At 51.8% G+C, this 15,893-nt stretch carries 19 protein-coding genes and 2 pseudogenes; 10 read left to right on the plus strand and 11 right to left on the minus strand.

Going from position 1 to position 15,893, the window contains the following annotated elements:
- Positions 1 to 42 precede the first annotated feature (42 nt).
- The 6 genes from tusD to EDC28_RS09575 all read left to right on the plus strand — a co-directional run bounded on the left by tusD (position 43) and on the right by EDC28_RS09575 (position 4,805).
- The gene (tusD, locus tag EDC28_RS09550; RefSeq protein ID WP_050660104.1) at positions 43 to 411 is read left to right on the plus strand and encodes a sulfurtransferase complex subunit TusD; all 369 of its coding nucleotides are present in this window, start codon (positions 43 to 45) and stop codon (positions 409 to 411) included.
- Entirely contained in the window at positions 405 to 767 is a 363-nt protein-coding gene (gene tusC, locus EDC28_RS09555; RefSeq protein WP_050660105.1) for a sulfurtransferase complex subunit TusC, read from the plus strand. The genes tusD and tusC overlap by 7 nt, the downstream gene beginning before the upstream one ends.
- A gap of 3 nt (positions 768 to 770) precedes the next feature.
- Entirely contained in the window at positions 771 to 1,031 is a 261-nt protein-coding gene (locus EDC28_RS09560) for a DsrH/TusB family sulfur metabolism protein (RefSeq protein ID WP_050660106.1), read from the plus strand.
- Entirely contained in the window at positions 1,032 to 1,349 is a 318-nt protein-coding gene (locus EDC28_RS09565) for a TusE/DsrC/DsvC family sulfur relay protein (protein WP_050660107.1), read from the plus strand. It abuts the gene before it with no gap.
- 164 nt (positions 1,350 to 1,513) lie between these two features.
- Positions 1,514 to 2,539, plus strand: coding sequence for a patatin-like phospholipase family protein (locus tag EDC28_RS09570; RefSeq protein ID WP_123421446.1), 1,026 nt, complete (start codon positions 1,514 to 1,516; stop codon positions 2,537 to 2,539).
- Positions 2,540 to 2,660: 121 nt separating this feature from the next.
- Positions 2,661 to 4,805 carry a TonB-dependent receptor gene (locus EDC28_RS09575; RefSeq protein WP_123421447.1) on the plus strand — a complete coding sequence of 715 codons (2,145 nt, stop codon included), beginning with the start codon at positions 2,661 to 2,663 and terminating at the stop codon, positions 4,803 to 4,805.
- Positions 4,806 to 4,830: 25 nt separating this feature from the next.
- Here EDC28_RS09575 and EDC28_RS09580 read toward each other — a convergent pair whose 3' ends face one another.
- Entirely contained in the window at positions 4,831 to 4,998 is a 168-nt protein-coding gene (locus tag EDC28_RS09580; protein WP_050660110.1) for a rubredoxin, read from the minus strand.
- A gap of 197 nt (positions 4,999 to 5,195) precedes the next feature.
- On the opposite strand from EDC28_RS09580, the gene EDC28_RS09585 reads away from it, so the two are divergent.
- Positions 5,196 to 5,969 (plus strand): hypothetical protein, encoded by a 774-nt coding sequence (locus EDC28_RS09585; RefSeq protein ID WP_123421448.1) that lies wholly within the window; start codon positions 5,196 to 5,198, stop codon positions 5,967 to 5,969.
- A 63-nt stretch (positions 5,970 to 6,032) separates the two neighbouring features.
- Here EDC28_RS09585 and EDC28_RS09590 read toward each other — a convergent pair whose 3' ends face one another.
- The 3 genes from EDC28_RS09590 to EDC28_RS09600 all read right to left on the minus strand — a co-directional run bounded on the left by EDC28_RS09590 (position 6,033) and on the right by EDC28_RS09600 (position 7,830).
- Complete coding sequence (locus EDC28_RS09590; protein WP_123421449.1) at positions 6,033 to 6,770, minus strand: 3-oxoacyl-ACP reductase family protein; 738 nt, start codon at positions 6,768 to 6,770, stop codon at positions 6,033 to 6,035.
- A 72-nt stretch (positions 6,771 to 6,842) separates the two neighbouring features.
- Positions 6,843 to 7,427, minus strand: a complete 585-nt coding sequence (locus tag EDC28_RS09595; RefSeq protein ID WP_123421450.1) for a TetR/AcrR family transcriptional regulator — start codon at positions 7,425 to 7,427, stop codon at positions 6,843 to 6,845.
- Positions 7,428 to 7,623: 196 nt separating this feature from the next.
- The gene (locus tag EDC28_RS09600) at positions 7,624 to 7,830 is read right to left on the minus strand and encodes a cold-shock protein (protein WP_050660114.1); all 207 of its coding nucleotides are present in this window, start codon (positions 7,828 to 7,830) and stop codon (positions 7,624 to 7,626) included.
- A 1,172-nt stretch (positions 7,831 to 9,002) separates the two neighbouring features.
- Here EDC28_RS09600 and EDC28_RS20495 point away from each other — a divergent pair.
- Both EDC28_RS20495 and EDC28_RS20500 read left to right on the plus strand, forming a co-directional pair.
- Positions 9,003 to 9,689, plus strand: a pseudogene (locus EDC28_RS20495) (PAS domain-containing protein); the annotation flags it as partial.
- A gap of 99 nt (positions 9,690 to 9,788) precedes the next feature.
- Positions 9,789 to 10,229, plus strand: a pseudogene (locus EDC28_RS20500) (methyl-accepting chemotaxis protein); the annotation flags it as partial.
- 361 nt (positions 10,230 to 10,590) lie between these two features.
- Here the strand turns inward: EDC28_RS20500 and EDC28_RS19995 are convergent.
- From EDC28_RS19995 to EDC28_RS09635, 4 genes are all read right to left on the minus strand, one after another.
- A complete protein-coding gene (locus tag EDC28_RS19995) occupies positions 10,591 to 11,115 on the minus strand; it encodes a hypothetical protein (RefSeq protein ID WP_148049831.1) in 525 nt (174 codons plus the stop codon).
- Positions 11,116 to 11,266: 151 nt separating this feature from the next.
- The gene (locus EDC28_RS09625) at positions 11,267 to 12,187 is read right to left on the minus strand and encodes a toll/interleukin-1 receptor domain-containing protein (RefSeq protein ID WP_123421455.1); all 921 of its coding nucleotides are present in this window, start codon (positions 12,185 to 12,187) and stop codon (positions 11,267 to 11,269) included.
- 120 nt (positions 12,188 to 12,307) lie between these two features.
- Positions 12,308 to 12,634, minus strand: coding sequence for a DUF2185 domain-containing protein (locus tag EDC28_RS09630; RefSeq protein WP_336391517.1), 327 nt, complete (start codon positions 12,632 to 12,634; stop codon positions 12,308 to 12,310).
- An 81-nt stretch (positions 12,635 to 12,715) separates the two neighbouring features.
- Positions 12,716 to 13,186 carry a hypothetical protein gene (locus EDC28_RS09635; RefSeq protein WP_123421457.1) on the minus strand — a complete coding sequence of 157 codons (471 nt, stop codon included), beginning with the start codon at positions 13,184 to 13,186 and terminating at the stop codon, positions 12,716 to 12,718.
- A gap of 196 nt (positions 13,187 to 13,382) precedes the next feature.
- On the opposite strand from EDC28_RS09635, the gene EDC28_RS09640 reads away from it, so the two are divergent.
- Positions 13,383 to 13,670, plus strand: coding sequence for a helix-turn-helix domain-containing protein (locus EDC28_RS09640; protein WP_244946566.1), 288 nt, complete (start codon positions 13,383 to 13,385; stop codon positions 13,668 to 13,670).
- Between the two features lie 105 nt (positions 13,671 to 13,775).
- Here EDC28_RS09640 and EDC28_RS09645 read toward each other — a convergent pair whose 3' ends face one another.
- The 3 genes from EDC28_RS09645 to EDC28_RS09655 form a co-directional block, all read right to left on the minus strand.
- Complete coding sequence (locus EDC28_RS09645) at positions 13,776 to 14,408, minus strand: DUF6988 family protein (protein ID WP_170164078.1); 633 nt, start codon at positions 14,406 to 14,408, stop codon at positions 13,776 to 13,778.
- A gap of 86 nt (positions 14,409 to 14,494) precedes the next feature.
- Entirely contained in the window at positions 14,495 to 15,277 is a 783-nt protein-coding gene (locus EDC28_RS09650) for a hypothetical protein (protein ID WP_123421458.1), read from the minus strand.
- A gap of 99 nt (positions 15,278 to 15,376) precedes the next feature.
- Entirely contained in the window at positions 15,377 to 15,748 is a 372-nt protein-coding gene (locus tag EDC28_RS09655) for a hypothetical protein (RefSeq protein WP_123421459.1), read from the minus strand.
- Positions 15,749 to 15,893: the final 145 nt, after the last annotated feature.

Below are 15,893 nucleotides of genomic sequence, written 5' to 3' on the forward strand. Positions count from 1 at the left end.
CAACCGAGAAGCAAAGGCCCCGGTTGGGGCCTTTTTTATTGCATGGCAACCTTTACCTTGTTGATTACCGAAAGCCCCCAGGCAGGCCTTGCCTTTGCCCGGGCGGCCTTGGCTGGCGGCCACCAGTTGGCCTCGGTGTTTTTTTATGGCGAGGCGGTGCGTATCGCCAACGGCCTGGTGCCCCAAGTAGGTGACGAGCCGCACCTTGGCGAGGCTTGGCGCGAATTTGCCAATGCCCATGGCCTGGAGCTGGCGGTGTGTGTGGCCGCCGCCGAGCGGCGCGGCATTCTCGATACCGAGCAGGCCGCCGAGCACGAGCTGGCCCCCTCCATGGCCGCACCCTTTCGCCAGGCCGGCCTTGGCGAGCTGATCACCGCCTCGGCGCAATCGGACAGGACAGTGCAATGGTAGATAAAGCCATGGCGGTGATATTTACCGCCCCCCCCTTTGCCGGAAGTTTCGGCCGCGAAGCCCTGGACACGGTGCTGGCTGCCTCGGCCTATGAGGCGCCACTGAGCCTTATCTTCACCGGCGACGCCCTTTGGCAACTGGTCAAAGGCCAAGACCCTTTACAAGCCGGCTCAAAAGACTATCTTTCCACCTTCAAGGCCCTGGCGCTTTACGACATCGACGCGGTGTATGTAAGCCAAAAGGACTTGGCGGCCAGGCAACTGACCCAGGATGATTTGAGCATCGAGGTCAGCGAACTGGATGACCAAGAGATCCGCGAACTGCTCGCAACGCAAGATTGCATCTACAGGTTTTGATGGATGAGTACTCTACATATCATTTCCAGCCGCCAGGCTTTCGCCAAGGCCCAGGGGCTAATGGCCAGCAGCGATGCGGTATTGTTCCAGGGTGACGGTTGCTATCAGGCACTGGAAGCCTTACCCTCCCTGCCCTGTTATTGGGTAGGCTCCGACGCCAAGGCCCGCGCTCTGGCATCGCGCTGCCCGGCCTCGGTAATGGCGGTGGAGTGGCCCAAGGTGGTGTCCCTGACCCTGGATTTCGACAACACGGTAACCTGGTAAATGCTCGACGGCATCAAAAGAGACAAGCAAGGCTATCTGCTCAACACCAACGACTGGACCGAGGCCATGGCGCCGGCGCTGGCCGCCGAAGAAGGCATCACCCTTACTGACGCCCACTGGGAAATTGTCCGTTTCGTGCGGGACTTCTATGCCGAGTACAAAACCTCGCCGGCGGTGCGGCTGCTGGTGAAATCGGTCAAGGAAAAATACGGCGAGCAAAAAGGGAATTCCCCTTATCTTTTCAAGCTGTTTCCCGAGGGGCCGGCCAAGCAGGCCACCAAGATAGCGGGTTTGCCCAAACCGGCTAAATGCCTCTAAAAAACGCGCCCCGGTGGCGCGTTTTTTCATGCAGGTTTTTTCACGTTGTTTCATTTTCCTAAAAAACAAAGGGTTGGCCTTTTCCCCGGCGCAAAACGTCTAGCCTCGACTAAGCTTTTGCCGCTGCCAACAACAGCGCCCACCCCAAGGAAAAGGAACATTCCATGCCTAAAGTGATTTTATCCCTCGACGGCGGCGGCATTCGTGGCGCCGCCATCAGCCAGTTTCTGGCCCAGGTTGAAGACGAACTTGTTGAGCGCCATGGTAAAAAACTGCGCGACTGCGTGGATTTTTATGCCGGCACCAGCACCGGCAGCATCATTGCTCTGGCACTGGCTACCACCGACATGACCATGGCCGAGATCAACAGCCTCTACGACCACGACAGCGCCCAAGCCATCTTCAAAGACAACCGGGGCTGGTTCGAAGTAGACGGCATCAACGCCCCCAAATACGAGGCAAGCGGTAAAACCCAAACCCTGGAAACCCATTTTCGCCATGCCCGCCTGGCCGATGTGCCGCCCAATAAAGACGTGCTGGTGGTGGCCTACGGCGTAGAAAACCGCATGCCGGTGGTGCTCAAATCCACCAAAAGTGAGCACCGCGAGCTGTTTTCCAGTGACGCGGCCGATGCCTCCAGCGCCGCTCCCACCTACTTTCCTACCCGCAATGCTGTGATTGGCGGCAAAGAGCAATGGCTGGTAGACGGCGGCGTTACCGCCAACAACCCCACCCTGTGCGCCATTGCCGAAGTGCGCCGCAAATGGGGCACGCCCCTGGCCGACATCAAGGTGCTGTCTATCGGTACCGGCCATCGCACCCGCAAAATAAACGGCCCGGAGTCTAAGAAATGGGGCGCCATTCAGTGGATGACCCAAGGCCATATCCTCGATGTGCTGAGCGACGAGCGGGTGGTGGCCTACCAGGCCATTACCCTTGCCAACACCGGCAATTACATTCGGGTAAACGCCGAGCTGCGCCGACAACCAGGCCTGCCTCATCCGCCCAGCGATGAGATGGACGACATCAGTGCCGGGAATATCGACAAACTAAAAGCCCTGGGGCGCTTTTGGTTTAACGCCTATGGTGAAGCGACCCTGGCGCTGCTGACCGGTGAGCCGCTGTTACATTCGCTGGACGGCATCAACCCCGACACCGGTGCGCCGGAGCCTTACCCGCCGCAGTTTTAGGCCCTTAAAAAACGCGCCTTGGTGGCGCGTTTTTAACATTCACATCCATCCCAGTTATTGCAATTGATAATAGTTATCAATATTATAAATTAACTAACTCATTGATAACCCTTACCCCACCATGGATGCTTTTCGTTTAACTCCCCTTTTTAGCGCGATGGCGCTGGTGCTGGCCACCCCTGCTTTAGCTGACGATACCCCTCGCGACAGCGGTGTAGAACGCCTGACCGTTATCGGCCAGAAGATCGCCCGCACCGAGCAGGAAACCACCGACAGCGTGGCGGTGTTTAACAACCAGGAAATCAACGCCCTGCCCTCCTTTGAACTGGGAGATCTGCTCAATCGGGTGCCCGGGGTGCAACGCGACGCCTTTGGTTATCACATCCGCGGCATCAGCCAGACGGGGGCCGGCACCGGCGCCGGTACTGCCGAAACCATCAGCACCCGGGTTGATGGGGCGGTGATCAGCGGCGTCGGAAACTGGTACGGGCCATTTAGCCTGTGGGACATGGACCAAGTGGCGGTGTATCGCGGCCCGCAATCCACCAGCCAGGGCCAGAACGCTCTGGCCGGCGCCATCGTGCTGCAAAGCGCCGCCCCACATTTTGATACCGAAGCCGCCGCTCGCCTGGGCATTGGCAACTATGGCCAGCAGCTTTACTCGGTGATGGCCAATACCCCGGTGCTGGATGACACTCTGGCCCTTAGAGCCAGCTATGACGAGCAGCGCTCAGACGGTTTTATCGACAACCCCACCAGAGGTATTGATGATGCCGCCAAAAGCGTGCACCGCAGCGGCCGGGTAGCGCTGCGTTACCTGCCAAAGAGCGACCTGGATATCACCCTGCGCCTCAGCAGCACCGACAACACCGACGGCGTTAATGCCATCAACAGCGCCGCCTGGCGGCAAGACCACAGCCGCATTGATTACTCCAATGCGCCGCACCGCTGGACCAACCGCGTCAATATTGCCGATCTGACGGTCAAATATGACCTCAGCCCCTACTGGCAGATCTTTGGCGAAGCCAACTACAGCGATCAGGACCTTCGCCGCGACGAAGACAGCGACTACAGCGCCGCCGATCTCGGCCACACCCATAGCAGCTACCGCCAGAATGCGCGCCAGCTTGAACTGCGGGGCAACTATGACAACGGCGAGAACTTGCGTGGGGTGGTGGGGCTTTACTACTACAACATGAACCGGGACCAGGATCTGAACGTGGCGCTGGCCACCAGCGTCTACATTCCCAACATCGAGCAGATGATAGGGTACGACCCCATCGTCTACTCCCAGCAGTACAACCACTATGACGCCTCCAACAAAGCGCTGTTTAGCGAGTGGGATTATCGTTTTGCCAGCCATTGGCAAATCACCGCCGGCCTTCGCATCGACCAGGAGCGGCGCCAGAACGACGAGTTCGTTACCGCCTACACCGTGCCCGCCGTACCCCCGGCGCTAAGTGGCCTTATCCCGGAAGACCAACTGGCCCAAGGGGATGTCACCAACACCGAATGGCTGCCCAAATTCAGCCTGGGTTATCTCATTAACCCCGACATGAGCCTCACCCTTACCTACCAACGCGCCTACCGGGCTGGCGGCAGCGGCACCAACCTCGGTGGCAACCCCATTTACAACTACCGCTACGACCCCGAATACACCAACAACGTTGAGCTGGCGCTGCGCTCGGCTTGGCTGGACGAACAGCTCTTTGTTAACGCCAACCTCTATTACATCGATTGGCGCGACCAGCAAGTGCAAGTGAGGGGCGACAGCACGAACTCCCTCGATTACGACGTGCGTAACGCTGGCAGGTCCACGGTCCTAGGCCTTGAGCTCAGCATCGATTGGCAACTGGCCGACTGGTTTAAGCCCTTTTTCAGCGCCGCCTATAACAAAACCGAGTTCAAGGACTTCACCACCCTCGACACCTCCGGTAGCCAGTTGGTGGACTTGTCCGGTAACAGCTTTGCCAACGCCCCGCGCTTTACCGCCTCGGTTGGGGCCGAGAGCCGCTGGGCCAACTGGTTTGGCAACCTGCAATACAGTTACCGCAGCCGCAGCTATACCGACATCTACAACCAGGACCGCTACCCAAGTTATGGCTTGCTGAGCGCCAAGCTGGGGTATGAGGCGGCAAACTGGACCCTATCTCTTTACGGCCAAAACCTTCTCAACCGTGAGTACATGGCCAACTACGCCACCGTAAGCCGCTTGCAGGCAGGGGCGCCCCGTACCTTCGGCCTGATGCTGGAAGTGCAGTACTAAAAAAGGGAGCCGTCAGGCTCCCTTTTCATATCTCGTCAAAGGCCGCTTTTGGGGCCCCGCAGTCGGGGCAGAACCAGTCATCGGGGACATCTTCCCAGCGGGTGCCGGGGGCAATGCCGGTGTCAGGGTCACCCCGCTCTTCGTCATAGATATGCTCGCAAAGGCTGCATTTAAACTTGCGGTAGGGCTTCATGGCGCACTCCTTTTAAACATTTTGCTACAACTAACCCTAGCAGCCGTCAGCTTGGTTACCCGCCCTCTTAAAGCATCGCCGCCATCACTAATTTTTCGCCTGCCTTTTCCCGACAGGGGCCATTGTATTAGCGTCAATTTTGCGTCTTTCGAGGCTGCCTTCTACCCAATTCATCTTTGCCGCAATGGAGTGCAAGCATGGCGATACGTAAGATCCCACCGGCTAATGCCAATGACCGGACCCGTAAGCAGTCCATCATCCATAAAGTGGTGCTGCTGCGACACGGCGGCAGCCACAATTACGGCCCCTGCCCCCTGTCTACCCCCGCCAATCGGCAAATTTGCACGGGCGGCACCACCATGACCGCCCTGTTGGGGCCTGACCTGGGTGACGGGCAAATGGTGGGCTCCAAAACCAACAGCACCAGCCTGCAACCCCTGATGGGCCTTTTAAACGCCCACAGCAATAAGAAATGGATAGCCGGGCACCTGCTCAACGCCGACTTGGGTGGCAGTGGCGTGAGAGACAACAATCTCACGCCACTGACCGTGGCGGCCAACAACGCCCACCGGGTTTTTGAAGGCCATATCAAACGCATGTTGTTGGCCTGCAACCAAATCGATCGAAACGATCAGGACAGCAACCATTGGTATGGGGTGCGTTATGCGGTGCAGGTATCTGCGCCCCGCTACGCCGCCGCGCCCGCCCCTGGCGATATGCACAGCTACGCACCTTCTCATATCACCCTCGATTACCGGTTTGTCAGGCTGCCCAAGTTCCCACCAGGGGTGCCGGCTCATACTGCACCGAGCCCGCCCCAAACGTCACAACCGGTAGCCGCTGGCGATACGCACTTTGCCACGTTGGCCGCCGTGGTACGCCCCAATTTTGCCCCCAGCCAGAACATCAATGCCTGGCAGGTGCTGGACGGTGGGCTGCGCTTTGGCGTCGAAATTCATAACGAGGCATAAAGCCAGTAAAAGCAAAGGCGCCAGATGGCGCCTTTATTGTTGTCTTATCCCCTCTTCGGCAGCTTACAGCGACATGCCGCCATCGATGGTCAAACTGGCACCTGTCATATAACGCGACTCTTCACTGGCCAGATAAGACACCAGCTCTGCTATGTCATTGGGCTGGCCTACCTGCTTAAGCGGAACCATGCCCCTTATCATGTCGATTTGGTCGATGGTCATGTCGGTTTCGATGGGGCCCGGCTGAATGTTATTGACCCGGATCCCCCTCGGTGCCAAATCCAGGGCCAGGCCCTTAATCATCGCCGCTACCGCCGCTTTGCTCATGCCATAGACGGTGCCGATAGGGGTCAATGGCCGCACTGCGGAGTTGCTGCCAATGGTGATCACCCGGCCATTGTCTCCCATCCTGGCCACGGCGGCTTGGATTGCCAGGTACACACCGCGAATATTGACGCTCAATATCTCGTCCAGCGCCTCCACGGTGAAGGAGTCTATCTGGCCCAGCCGCAACAGCCCGGCATTGACCACCACCACATCCAAGCGCCCAAAGTGGGACACCAGTTGCTGCACGGCCTGCTGGATAGCCTCGGCATCGGCACTGTCAGCCTTGATAGCCAGTGCCTGCCCGCCATTGGCCATCACCTCGGCTACCATCTCCTCGGCACTGTCAGGGCGGGATACATAGGTTAAGCCCACGGCAAAACCGTCTTTGGCAAGACGGCGAACGGCGGCTGCGCCAATCCCTCTTGAGCCGCCAAATACCAAGGCTACCTTGTTGTTACTTGTTACCTGCTTCATCAAACACCTCGTTATGGACTAATTGGTCAATAATGATTGAAAAAAAGTGCCGACCCTTATCGGCACCCTTGGCTATCTGGGTTGCAGTCTGTCTGTCGCAAAGCGAGCTAGCTCGCAAAGTTCGTCCTGTTTGGCGCCGCCTCGCGCCGCAAGCTGGATGCCGGTCATACTCATGAGTACATATCTGGCCATCAGCGTCGGATCGGGCTGCGTATCGATTTCACCACTCGCCTGCCCTTCCTTAATGCGAAGGGTCAACCGTGCCAAAAGAGCAGCAGAACCCTTATCGCGCAAGGCCTGTAACTCAGGCTCACCGGCACCAAACTCGGAAGTCGACCCAAGGCCCATGCACCCGAGGCCTCGCAAGGTGTCGTCGTCAACCGCCAACCCCTCCAAGAGGGCCCGGATCCCCTCAAGGGCCGATACCGGCTGTTGCAGCCGCCTGAGGTGATCGGAGATTGAGCCCTGCTGATAATCAGCCAGTACCTCAAGGTACAACTGCCACTTACCGCCAAAAGCGTTGTAGAGGCTTTGGCGGCCAATACCCATCGCCTTTAGCAACTCGTCTGTGGAGGTCGCGGCGTAGCCCCTCGCCCAGAACACCTGCCGGGCAAGTTGCAAAACGCTGTCGCGATCAAATTCTCTTGGTCTAGCCATGCCTGCACCCTAAAGGTTATGGACTAATCAGTCAAGATAAAGAGAGAGGGGATCTCAAACCCCCTTCTCGTGAAACCTCTACAGGGATCACCCGCCTTGTCGAGCACGATATAAAGCATTGTCACAGGGCTAGAAGCGATACAGGTACAACAAAAAGGGCGCTGAATCAGCGCCCTTTTTGTTACCGGTGGCCGTCTTACAGAGGGCGAACCTTGTTAGCACAAGGACCTTTTTGGCCCTGGCCTACTTCAAATTCAACGGCTTGGCCCTCTGCCAGAGTGGCGTAACCACCACCGGCTTGAATTTCTGAGTGGTGAACAAACAGGTCTTTGCTACCATCTTCCGGAGTAATAAAACCAAAGCCTTTATCGGCGTTGAACCACTTAACTGTACCTTTACTCATAATGTGCTCTGTTCTCAAGGGGTGAGCGTCAACATTCTGCGTTCGCTATCACCATGACGAAAACAGATACTAAAATTCTGGAGCATACATCGTTGCTCACCTTTTTATTAGAACCGACAATGCACCCCAAGGGCAATCTTTATATTCTTTTTAGGGCAATTAAAATATAAGAACATTTTCGACATGATAAAATCCAAAAAAGCAAGGGAAAATTAAATATTTATTGGTGCGACCGATTAGAGTTTCATTTTTTCGTTGCCGCAATAAAAAATATCCGGAGAATTTATTGCTCTTTTCAATTATTTAAACTAAGGGAATAGGTATTTTTTGGGTTGTCATTTCCGAACTGCGAAATGGCGCTGTTACGTGCCTTAAGTGAACCGAGCCTTACACTCAGTAGCTGTCCCGGCACCACATCAGCCAATGAAAGGCATTCTGCCAGCCACCGATGAAGTAGCCCCCACAGGCAAAGCGCTGAACTCCAAAATGGCCTTTACACGGCCGATCCAGATAACAGATGGATAAACGCCAGTTGGGCCACCGTTGCCATAGAACGTACAACTCGGTGCTACCGCCCCCCATTTTAAGGGGAATTGATTGAGATAGTTGCTACGCGATGATGAGATACCCCAAACACGGCTAAATGAGGCAATAATAATCGCCAAAGTCAAGACAATGAATCGTATCAAGTAAAGCTATTTCCCCTTCTGAGGGCCCAGCTATTGGTTTTATCCCCCCCTCCGGCAGAGCTTAACCCAAAATACTCGCAGCATCTTATTACGATAGACTTCAACGTAACAGCGAGCCAAATTACCACTGCGCAACGGGGTATTTTTTCATGAAAATGATAAGAACCTAGCCTGCCACAAACTGTAATTATTTTGGTGCTAGAGGATTAACTTTGGCGCCAGAGCCAAAATAGCATGAAATATGCGTAGGCACTGCTCTCACATCACAGAACAAGGAATACATCCTCCCTCCATGGCCTTCGAAGACCTGGCATAAAACTTTAGTTCGGTTAAACCCGGCCAAGCACCTAGACTATATCCAACTGACACCACGGCTTAGCTGAGGCGCAATCAATGTTTGGCTCCAAACTCAAAAAGGAAAATCAGGCGTTACGTGACGAGCTGTATAGCTTGAAGCAGGAGCGTGAGGGCCTGTACAACGAGATGCTGTCTCTTCAACTCGACAGCCAAGGCAAGGTGCTTACCGTTAATGAGGAGTTCGAGCGCGAATTGCAATTAAGCGGCGCTGAGATCGCCGGTCGGCCACTCAAGGAACTGGTGCCCAAAGAGCATCGCGGCACCGACCATTACAAACGGATGTGCGAAGCCATCGTTAGCCAAGAGCACTGGGTTGGCGCGCTGCAACTGGGTAACAGCAAAGGTGCCCAGTTCTGGCTTCGCGCTATTCTCCACCCCGTTCAATACCGGGGCCAAGGCATTAGTCATTTCACCCTTTATGCGACCAACCTGACCCGTACTATTGAAAGCTCGTTGCATTACGAGAACCTGATAAAAGCCCTGCAACGCTCAACGGCGGTCATTGAGTTTGATATGACGGGCCAGGTACTCACCGCCAACGAGATTTTTCTTCGGGCTATGGGATATCGCCTGCAGGACATCAAAGGCAAACATCACCGCATGTTTTGTACCGGCCAGGAGGTTAACTCCCCTGCCTACGAGCAATTTTGGAGCGAATTGCGCCGCGGCCAATTCTCGTCAGGCCGGTTTCAGCGCATCGATTGCAATGGCAATAATGTCTGGCTGGAAGCCTCGTACAACCCGATTTCCGACATGAACGGCAAGTTTTATAAGGTCGTTAAGTTTGCCTCGATAGTGACCGAGCAGGTGAGCCGAGAAGAAGCTATCTCCGAGGCAGCCAATGTGGCTTTTGATACCTCCCAGGCCACCGATGCCAGTGCCCGTAATGGCCGCAAGGTTATGAAGGAAACCGAGTCGGTGATGCAGCGGCTGTCAGAGCAAATGAGCAAAGCCTCAAAAGGCATTGCCGATCTGGATAACCAGTCCCAGCAGATCAGCGCCATTATTCAAAGCATCAGCAGCATCGCCGACCAAACCAACCTGCTGGCCCTAAATGCCGCCATTGAAGCAGCCCGCGCCGGCGAACAAGGCCGTGGTTTTGCCGTTGTAGCCGACGAGGTGCGGTCGCTGGCCTCTCGCACCACCTCTGCAACGGATGAAATCGTCGGCGTGGTAGGGCAAAACCAGACCCTCACCGCCAACGCGGTAGGGATCATCGAAGGTGGCAGGGAGCAAGCAGAGAAGGTAATGGTGCTGGTAAAACAGGCGGGACTGGTTATCGAAGAAATTCAAGAAGGCGCCCAAAAAGTGGTGGCCGCCGTCTCGCAATTTTCAAACCAGCTTTCAGACTAAACCACAGCCACTCTCGCCGGAGTTTGCCCGCCACCCTAAGCGAGCAATGGGGAGAGTGGCGTTATTTTAAAAACGACAGCAGCGTAAACTACCAGCTACGCTGCCTTTTATTGGCCAGTTGCCAACCAACTTGGGCGTTGTTTCCCAAATCCACTGAACCAATCCGCCTGACTGTGATCCGGTGCGGTTCATGGCTCCACAGCACGGCTTTTTTCTTGAACCCCAGGCTGTACTGCTGGGTGCGTTTTCCGGTCTTGTAAGCAGGCATCGACGTCCTCTCGGTGAGTTAGCGATGCGTGTCCGTTAAAGCGGGTGAGGTCCACCATCCGGTTGATTGCTTTGTTATACGTGCTGTTAGGGGTTAAACAGGCTCTTGGCTTGACAAAATAAGTTCTTTGGAAATTTTACAGCGATACTTTTTATCTGTTTGATCTACACAATAGCCAAATATTTTTGCCTTCTGTTGTTCAAGAAAAACTCTCTTGATGTCTCTTGCATAGAAATATTGAGATGCAGACTGACCTCCTTGAATAAGCTGAACTTCATCAAGGAAGGTTTCTTTAGACTTATGCAGATCTACAGCAGACAATTTTTTTGAATCAAAACCAGCCTCAGTTAAGGAAGAATGAACTTCATTTGGTATTTTCTTAACTTGCATTACATTTCCTTCAACCTCAAAACCATATTCCTTAATATACACAGCCACAGAAGAACAATTCGTGATCTCTAAAAGACCAAACGTTGTTATTGTTTTATCAGGAAAACATAAAAAACCCATTTCAAATTTTGGCCTCAACCTTCTACGACCACGAAGTAACGTGATAGTTGATAATACTGCACCATAAATCGCAATTACTAAGGTTAAATATGGTAGATAGTCTTTCATTTGCACCTTCGTATAACGCCCTGTTAAGGTGTGAGCAACGCAATACAAAAGCTCCCGCATACCACCTTAAACACTAAACGCAACGCAACGCAACGCAACGCATAGTAAAAATGCCACGCGTTGCGAATCACTCTTAAACAGTTTGTTAGGTTCATTTTTTTATGGATTCAACAAGCTCTTTGAAAACTTTTAATAGATTAGGGTCGTAATCATCAGTTTTATAACGTTCAGTTGTATTTTTCGGCGATGTATTCCAGTTTTCAAAAACCTTGTACATTTCATCTTTGGTAAACTCATCACTAAACATCTGAATGAAGATTTTCCCAAAGGAAATTGCGTGAATTCTCTCTCCAAGAGTCATCGACTCATCTAGTGCTATTTTACTCATCAAGAATGAATATCTAGAGCAAGCTACAGTAAAGGATAGAGCCAAACCCGTCTTTATTAACGAGTAGGCTAATGATTTCATATCAACATGAGGACTAGTAAAAGATACGTTACTCAATAAATAAACAGCGGAACCAGCTAGGAACAAAAAGCCAATAACGTTCCAAAGGTAATAAGTTCGCTTTGAGTTTTTTTGCTTAATCTCAAGATCACTGATAATGCTCTTTATGTAATCATCTGTACTTCTTTTAATATTGTCGCTTTTCTCTTTTCGAGCTTCCCTCCTACCAAGTAAAAGAGACATGCTTTCAAGGATTTTCGGGATTACCTCTTCAATATTTCCACTTATACTTTGAAGATAGAGCTTGTGTTTTATAGTGTCTGGTATTTCAGGCTCTCCAAGCACCACTGGGATTAAACTGAACTGAGGTCGTTCTGACGAATATGACAAGGCAGCACCAATTTCGCTCATAACCCACTTGGAATTGTTGGAGTTATCTGAAATTAACACGATCATAAAATCAGATTTTCTCAGGTTTTGAAAAAGAGTAGATGATATGTCTTGACCAGGTAGCAAGGAATCAACATCCATGATGATCTCATGCCCATTGTCTTTAAGCGATTCACTTAATGTAATCGCTGCGGCTCTATCAGAACCAGAATATGAAAGATAAACCTTTGCCATTATCTAAATTAAACTCCCATGAAAACAGAATGATGACAATGAACCTAACGCCCAAAGCAGCGGCGCGCGTTAGCGCGTCCAGCCCGCAGGGCGATGCTGCCTTTGTTTGTTATGCGTATATTACTCATCGATTTCTACGAACACGCCAGATTCATTTCTTTCAAACGCGCTACCTATAGGCGAATTTAACAATGGGATAATTTCTGGGTCGTAGTTTGCAATTGTATTTACGTCGTAAATTTCGTGATTCGCTGGCTCATCCATGTATTCTTGAGATTCATAGCCTGACATAAAGCACCAACCACTATCTTGAGGATTATTTGGCGCCTCGCGATACATGTAGCCAACAGGCTTGCCTTCCACCGTAATCATATCTGTAGCGATACAACCACCATGCCCTTTAGCTAATTCCTTTATTTGCTCGGCTTTAAGCTTGAAATTTTTCACGATTCTTTCCTTTACGCATAACGCCTGCATTTGCGGCTGGTTTGGAGCGCAGCGTAAAACCAGTCCGCCAACATGCAATGGTTAGAGCGATTTATCAATTTTGCCCGACCACAGCCATTTTTCTTCGATGATTGGACTTCCATAAGTCTCCACCAGCATCATCTCGAACTTCTCATTCTTGTCGTTAATTGCTGAGATTGGCCCCCAGCCACTGCAGATGACCGTCCCATCGGGAGCAGTCGTCTTTGACAAAAAGGCCCGACCTTCAACGAGGTCGCCGAACATCAAAACCGCCTCATCTAACATTGCGTCTACTGGCTCTGGATAGCCTCGACGCTCCATCTCTGCAGGATCCACGCGGGAGTGAATTATGTTGCACGAGAGCGTAATAGATGTAGCTTCAACTCGTGCGACCAGTTGCCCGATGTCGGCGCATGGCGAACGAGTAGAGACACAGAGAGCATCATGGTCATCTCGATAGACCGCAACTTTAATATCAACTCTGTCTTCCAGTTTTTCTCTGAATCTAGCCTCAATCTCCTTGGTTTCCATGAATCCCTCTAACGCCCGGCTTTAGGGCGGACTTGTTGCCGCGCAGCGGCGGAAAGGCCGTCCCAGCCCCATAGGGGCGACAACAGCCGTTTGTTAGCTAGCACCGAACCAAAAAACAACTTGACAAATTCTTGGTTAAATGATCCAATTTATCAGAAATTAAATTTCTGATAACGGCTGAAGGGGTAAGTTTATTATGGTTTACAAAAACAAGGCAGGACAACCACGCGAGAGGGCGATGGTAGCGGCTTATTCTTTGGTAACAAAATTTGGAGCTAAGCAGAAAGACGTAGCGACAGTGCTCGGTTGCTCGCAAGCAACTGTTGCCAATTGGGTTAAAGAAGTGGGCTTTCAGAAAGAAATTAATGGGTTGCAGCGCGAACTGAATGATGCGAACGAATATATTGAAGAGCTGCAACATATGCTCCCGCCTCCCGAAGAAGATTACATTGATGGCGATTACTCCGAAGAGGACGATTACTAATTCAAAGCAGGGTCAGAAAGAAGCCTCTGGCCCTGACTGTTTTACAGCTAACAGCTAACGCTGAACGAAGCGGCGTGCGTAAGCGCGTCCGCCTTGCGTGACTTGTTATGAGTTTTGCGGTCTGGCACTAGGTAGGCAGTCCGCAAACTCAGTTTGAATTTTGGGGATTTTACCTCGCTGCTCACCGCTACCATGCAGTATGATCAATAGCATTCCCGCCATTACAGAAACCCCGTTTGAAGCACGAAGCATCTGTTCCAATAACGGAGCCGGGTATCCCTTGCTGTGACGATGAATTGCATGAATGCCACCATGAACATATGAACTAAGCGGCTTCCAGGAATACTCTTTGAATTCCAGCAGCATGTCTACAGCCTCCTGTGGAGCTTTACCCTGTAGCTTCTCAAGCATTTTGCTGAGCATTGGAAGCTTGTTTGCTGTATTCGCTGATTCTTGGGTTAGCTCACTAGTTAATTTCGAAACTTCGATTTCTGAGGCCGCATAAAGCAACCACATAGCTCTGACCAGCGCCTCATACTGAAGACGGACAATTCCGGTAGCAGAGGTTAAGTTACCAAGCGAAATCAGCACCTTTGCACTTTCAGCATGTTCAAGGGCAACACTACACATGATTCTGCTTGCCCTGATTCTCTCCGAGTCATCGAACGGGGCAAGTCCCAGAAGCGCCGAGAGTTCGCTTTCTAGTTCGGCGGAACGTGACAAAAGGCTATTGTTCACTGGCATCCTCTTTACTCATAACGTTTGGTTAAGGGGCGGGCTTTAGCCCGTCCCGAGTGAGCGAAGCGAACGGCTTGAACCATTTGTTAGCCGTCATTGGATGGCGGCGGCACTATGGAATGACTGCCGTGGAGAGCATCAGCGTCGTCAACCGCTATGTTGGGTACCGTGAATGGACCAATTTTGCTCTCAAGGAATGTGAACCAAGAGCTTCCAAGGGAATTTATGAAGTCGACCAACCATTCGGGAGCGCGGTCACTATAGACCGGAGCCCAGACGAGACGCGGTACATCTGAGCCCGGAAAGGCTATGTAGCGATTGACCGTGAGATACACGAAGCAGTCGATGGACGAATAGGAGTTTTGAAGAAGGCTTGCCGCCAGCGCGCGAACAGGCTCAGGCCCAAGGGTTGTAAACCCATCGTTCACGAATAGGAGAACTCCTGTTGGGGCCTCAATTCCGAAGTGCAATTTTGTTTCACGAATTTGTCGATTTGCTTTCTTCAGAATTCGGGAAATGGGAGGCCGAAAGAGGCGAACAAACTCGCGATTAAACCAATTCGGCAGCGGTGCGTTACCACCGAGTAGAGCGGGTTTCCAGTGTGGATTCTCGGCGATGACTTTTGACATTAATCCGTCGAAGCCAGCGATGAACGCAGCTGAGGAACCGAACTCAGTAGCTACCTCTTTGAGCTCAGCAACGACCCCTTTCTCCTGAAAAAGAAAGTCTGCATTTTCAAAGGTCCGCGGGTTTGGGATAACTTGTTCGACGACGGTGTTACCTGAATGGCAGACAAATTCACGCCAAGTGGACTCGACGTTCAGTGCAGTGTGGGGACCTATGTCCCAGAAGTTGGGTATCGATGGCATGATGGCTAACGTCCAAATATGGGGCCGTAATGTAAGCGCGAAGCGCTGGAATGTAGGTCCCAGCTGCGAAGCAGCGCCATGATTTGCTTGTTATAAGCATTACTTGGTACAAAACAACTTTTGAAAAAAACCTGTTTTCTTCTTTTTTTGCGGCTTTTCAATTTCTTGCCATATAGGATTCGAAGCTTTCTCTAATGGGTCATGGATTTCGATAAGTTTTGTAACTAAATCGAAGGTTGACTCATAATCTACTATTTCGAAATTATCCGTTTCAACACCCTCATCAAACAGGAGGGGAAATACACTTACCCATGCAGAATAATATTTACGACAGAATTTCTCAGTGCCGAATAAATTTCCATGAGGGCCGCATATAAGAGCATGAGTAATCTGCTTGCGTGAACCGTTCACTTTTTTAGCACTTTCGATTTGTTGCTGATTTAAAGAAACCAGTACCAATTTATGCTTCATTCACACTCCTTGCTTATAACAGTTTTATTAGCGAGCGCGCTCGCTTTCACTCATATGACCAGTCGGCATTAAAAGCTTAACCAGCTGATCTTCATATAGATTTTCTTGTGAAAACCAAGAATCGTTCCACAAAAGCGAGCGGTCT

The sequence above is a fragment of the Gallaecimonas pentaromativorans genome, from assembly GCF_003751625.1.
GTDB classification, from domain to species: Bacteria; Pseudomonadota; Gammaproteobacteria; order Enterobacterales; family Gallaecimonadaceae; genus Gallaecimonas; species Gallaecimonas pentaromativorans.

What these genes read in the sequence shown, in the direction of transcription:
- tusD (WP_050660104.1), top strand. Translation starts at nt 43, where the DNA reads ATGGCAACCTTTACCTTGTTGATTACCGAAAGCCCCCAGGCAGGCCTT.
- tusC (WP_050660105.1), top strand. Translation starts at nt 405, where the DNA reads ATGGTAGATAAAGCCATGGCGGTGATATTTACCGCCCCCCCCTTTGCC.
- EDC28_RS09560 (WP_050660106.1), top strand. Translation starts at nt 771, where the DNA reads ATGAGTACTCTACATATCATTTCCAGCCGCCAGGCTTTCGCCAAGGCC.
- EDC28_RS09565 (WP_050660107.1), top strand. Translation starts at nt 1,032, where the DNA reads ATGCTCGACGGCATCAAAAGAGACAAGCAAGGCTATCTGCTCAACACC.
- EDC28_RS09570 (WP_123421446.1), top strand. Translation starts at nt 1,514, where the DNA reads ATGCCTAAAGTGATTTTATCCCTCGACGGCGGCGGCATTCGTGGCGCC.
- EDC28_RS09575 (WP_123421447.1), top strand. Translation starts at nt 2,661, where the DNA reads ATGGATGCTTTTCGTTTAACTCCCCTTTTTAGCGCGATGGCGCTGGTG.
- EDC28_RS09580 (WP_050660110.1), bottom strand. Translation starts at nt 4,998, where the DNA reads ATGAAGCCCTACCGCAAGTTTAAATGCAGCCTTTGCGAGCATATCTAT.
- EDC28_RS09585 (WP_123421448.1), top strand. Translation starts at nt 5,196, where the DNA reads ATGGCGATACGTAAGATCCCACCGGCTAATGCCAATGACCGGACCCGT.
- EDC28_RS09590 (WP_123421449.1), bottom strand. Translation starts at nt 6,770, where the DNA reads ATGAAGCAGGTAACAAGTAACAACAAGGTAGCCTTGGTATTTGGCGGC.
- EDC28_RS09595 (WP_123421450.1), bottom strand. Translation starts at nt 7,427, where the DNA reads ATGGCTAGACCAAGAGAATTTGATCGCGACAGCGTTTTGCAACTTGCC.
- EDC28_RS09600 (WP_050660114.1), bottom strand. Translation starts at nt 7,830, where the DNA reads ATGAGTAAAGGTACAGTTAAGTGGTTCAACGCCGATAAAGGCTTTGGT.
- EDC28_RS19995 (WP_148049831.1), bottom strand. Translation starts at nt 11,115, where the DNA reads ATGAAAGACTATCTACCATATTTAACCTTAGTAATTGCGATTTATGGT.
- EDC28_RS09625 (WP_123421455.1), bottom strand. Translation starts at nt 12,187, where the DNA reads ATGGCAAAGGTTTATCTTTCATATTCTGGTTCTGATAGAGCCGCAGCG.
- EDC28_RS09635 (WP_123421457.1), bottom strand. Translation starts at nt 13,186, where the DNA reads ATGGAAACCAAGGAGATTGAGGCTAGATTCAGAGAAAAACTGGAAGAC.
- EDC28_RS09640 (WP_244946566.1), top strand. Translation starts at nt 13,383, where the DNA reads ATGGTTTACAAAAACAAGGCAGGACAACCACGCGAGAGGGCGATGGTA.
- EDC28_RS09650 (WP_123421458.1), bottom strand. Translation starts at nt 15,277, where the DNA reads ATGCCATCGATACCCAACTTCTGGGACATAGGTCCCCACACTGCACTG.
- EDC28_RS09655 (WP_123421459.1), bottom strand. Translation starts at nt 15,748, where the DNA reads ATGAAGCATAAATTGGTACTGGTTTCTTTAAATCAGCAACAAATCGAA.